The sequence below is a fragment of the Pantoea rodasii genome, from assembly GCF_002095465.1.
Taxonomy (GTDB): Bacteria; Pseudomonadota; Gammaproteobacteria; order Enterobacterales; family Enterobacteriaceae; genus Pantoea; species Pantoea rodasii.
Genome location: NZ_MLFP01000050.1, coordinates 1 through 2,561 on the forward strand (window position 1 = coordinate 1; position 2,561 = coordinate 2,561).

Consider the following 2,561-nt stretch of genomic DNA (forward strand, 5'->3'; position numbering starts at 1 on the left):
CAATATCAGGCAGCACTGCATGCCCTTGATAAAGACATCAGTAAAATGACCGTAGCACTTCTGGCGGCGACAGCCACTCATCACCAGAAAACAGTCCTGGTTGATTACGAATTACCGGAGCATGCAGTGGGTTTTGTGATGGGCCACAACATGCTCGATGAGTACTGGGATACAGATGAGCACTCATCCAGGCGTCGGGCAGGCAGCGTGGATGCCTGTGCACCCAATATGGGAGCCAGCGGTTTTCTCCCGCGTCAGGATATCTCAAGTCAGGTAACGGGCCCGATACTGGAACACCTGCACGAGAATTTTGCTAAGGCGTGGTGTAAGGAAACGCATCAGGATCTGCTGGCTTTGCGTAATGCAAAGAAAGTGGCAAAAGAATTGAAGCCCCGCCCTGAATACGGCACGCCGATTATGGCTCAACTGCTTCGTACTCAGGCACAGGAACAAAAACGTGATATCGAGACGCTTTATTTGCAGGCAGTCAACAATGCCACTCAGTTTATCTATATTGAAAATCAGTATTTCCGCTGGCCGCCGATGGCCGAGTTGATCAATAAAATTGCAGAAGAACAGATAAGCAAAGGGCGCGACCTGAATAAGCATGGTGCTTTGCATTTGTTTGTGGTGACCAACGCCACAGATGAGGGTATCGGGTCGGGTACCGTCAATACCCAGCGCATGCTTAAGGTGCTGGGACGGGCGGACACCATTCCGGGTATCACAAAAAAAATGCAGATTGATAAACTTCGGAAAGAAGCAGGAACAACACCTGTTTCAACGATGTATACACCTAAAGATGTTGAAGAATTTTTAAAGAAACAGCGAGAGCTGGACGCAAAGATACTTGAAATTGAAAAAGTACGATTATCCCCGAGCCCCGGCCTGGTTTAAACATCCATGTCTGCTCTCTTGTTGCACTGGACTCTCCCCCCCGAGAACTGGATGCCAGTTTATATCCACTCCAAGTTAATGATTGTGAATGACGTATTTACTACGCATGGGTCCGCCAATATTAATACCCGCAGCATGCAGGTGGACAGTGAAATGAATATTGCTCACGAATGGGGCAGTGTGACTCAGGATTTAAGGAGGAGGCTATGGAGGCTTCATACCAATGGTAAAGGGATGCAAGATGACTCTGAAGATGCATTCAATTCATGGGGAGACATAATTAACAGAAATGAAGCGCTCAAGGATGCTGCTAAATATAAGCCATCTGCACCTCTTGTTAAATTTTATTACAATGATTCAAAACTTAAGGATTGGGACTGATGTGGAGACCGTTACTTCTTTTTTGCTTTAGTGTTATCGGCTGCGATCAGAATATTAATGTGAATACTGAAGGCGATTCACCAAGGGATCATTCCATGCCATCTTTAGATGAAATACATGCCCATCTGACTTTTGTCTGTAAATTTGAAGTTATTCCGCAGTCTAATCCTGATACCGAATTGCTTTTTAACTACTCACGCTGGCTGCAAAAAAACAATCAATTAGATGAGGACAAAGTAGTGAATACGGAAGTGGCTCGCCTCTATCGTATTGCGGCAGAAAATGGCCATATGAAGGCTAATATTAATCTGCAGAATGGCTCGCTGCGTGGACAGCTCAATTTAACGGCTTCAGAGCAGTTACGGTACAGCCAGCTGCTTATCGATGAAGGGGTTGCCAGCGGTTACTACTTTATTGCCATCTATCTGCAGCATGGCGCCGCAGGGCTGAAGAAGGATGAGGACATGGCGCTGCGTTACTACCGTAAAGCGGCTGATGAAGGAAGTGCTCTGGCACAGGCTTATATAGGCGGCAAGTTATCTCCAAAAGGGATGGCTCCAGACATAGCTAAAGAGATGCTGTTTTGTGCAGCAACGCAAGGATCAGGAGATGCGGCTAATAAACTGGGAAATATGCTAGCCGTGAATAAACAATTCCTTAAGGCAGCCGAGGCATTTCAGTTAGGTGTTGTTGCCGGGGATAGAAGTTCCGCAAGTTTTCTAGAATCTGGATTTAATGGCCCTGAGCCCACTGACAGGCTCTATTTTCTTGGCCAGCAAAAAGATCCCGAACGTGTCCGCCGCTATAAGCTTATCAGGCGAATACTTGCAGATTACTCTTACGCCCATCCCACCGTGCCCGAAATCAACGACATCGTTCCATTACCTCCCGCACCTTTGCCGGAATGGGATGGCAAACTGAAGTGGGTGGAGGCCCGCGAAGCCAACATCCCGCCGGAAAAACCGGACGAGGCGCTGATTGCCCGGCTGGCGAAGAAGAAGCACCTGAACCCGGCGACCGGCAGGCCGCTGCCGGAATCACCGGACTTCGATAAACAGAGTACGTCGCTTCTGCTGTGCAACAGTGGGGAACCCTGCCCGAGAAGCGGTTACTGGCAGACGGCCTGGATACCGGACAGCGGAACAGGTGCGGAAGAGGTGCGTTACTTCAGGGAGGGGGATACGATGTCGGCTGACCGCATAACGCGCACTCAGTCCCGCCCCTGGCCCTTGCGTGACAGGCACACGGAGGAAGAGCACCCCGTGACGTGGCGTTATCTGGGC

The 2,561-nt window shown here is 49.2% G+C and carries 2 protein-coding genes and 1 pseudogene; all 3 read left to right on the forward strand.

Going from position 1 to position 2,561, the window contains the following annotated elements:
- Positions 1 to 897: pseudogene (locus HA45_RS23215) on the forward strand (phospholipase); the annotation flags it as partial.
- Between the two features lie 51 nt (positions 898 to 948).
- Positions 949 to 1,278, forward strand: a complete 330-nt coding sequence (locus HA45_RS27755; protein ID WP_244563525.1) for a phospholipase D-like domain-containing protein — start codon at positions 949 to 951, stop codon at positions 1,276 to 1,278.
- Positions 1,278 to 2,561: SEL1-like repeat protein (locus tag HA45_RS23220; RefSeq protein WP_244563526.1), on the forward strand; the 1,284-nt coding region annotated here is incomplete at its 3' end. The genes HA45_RS27755 and HA45_RS23220, both read left to right, overlap by 1 nt.

Coding starts and splice junctions, on each gene's coding strand:
- HA45_RS27755 (WP_244563525.1), top strand. CDS start 949: ATGCCAGTTTATATCCACTCCAAGTTAATGATTGTGAATGACGTATTT.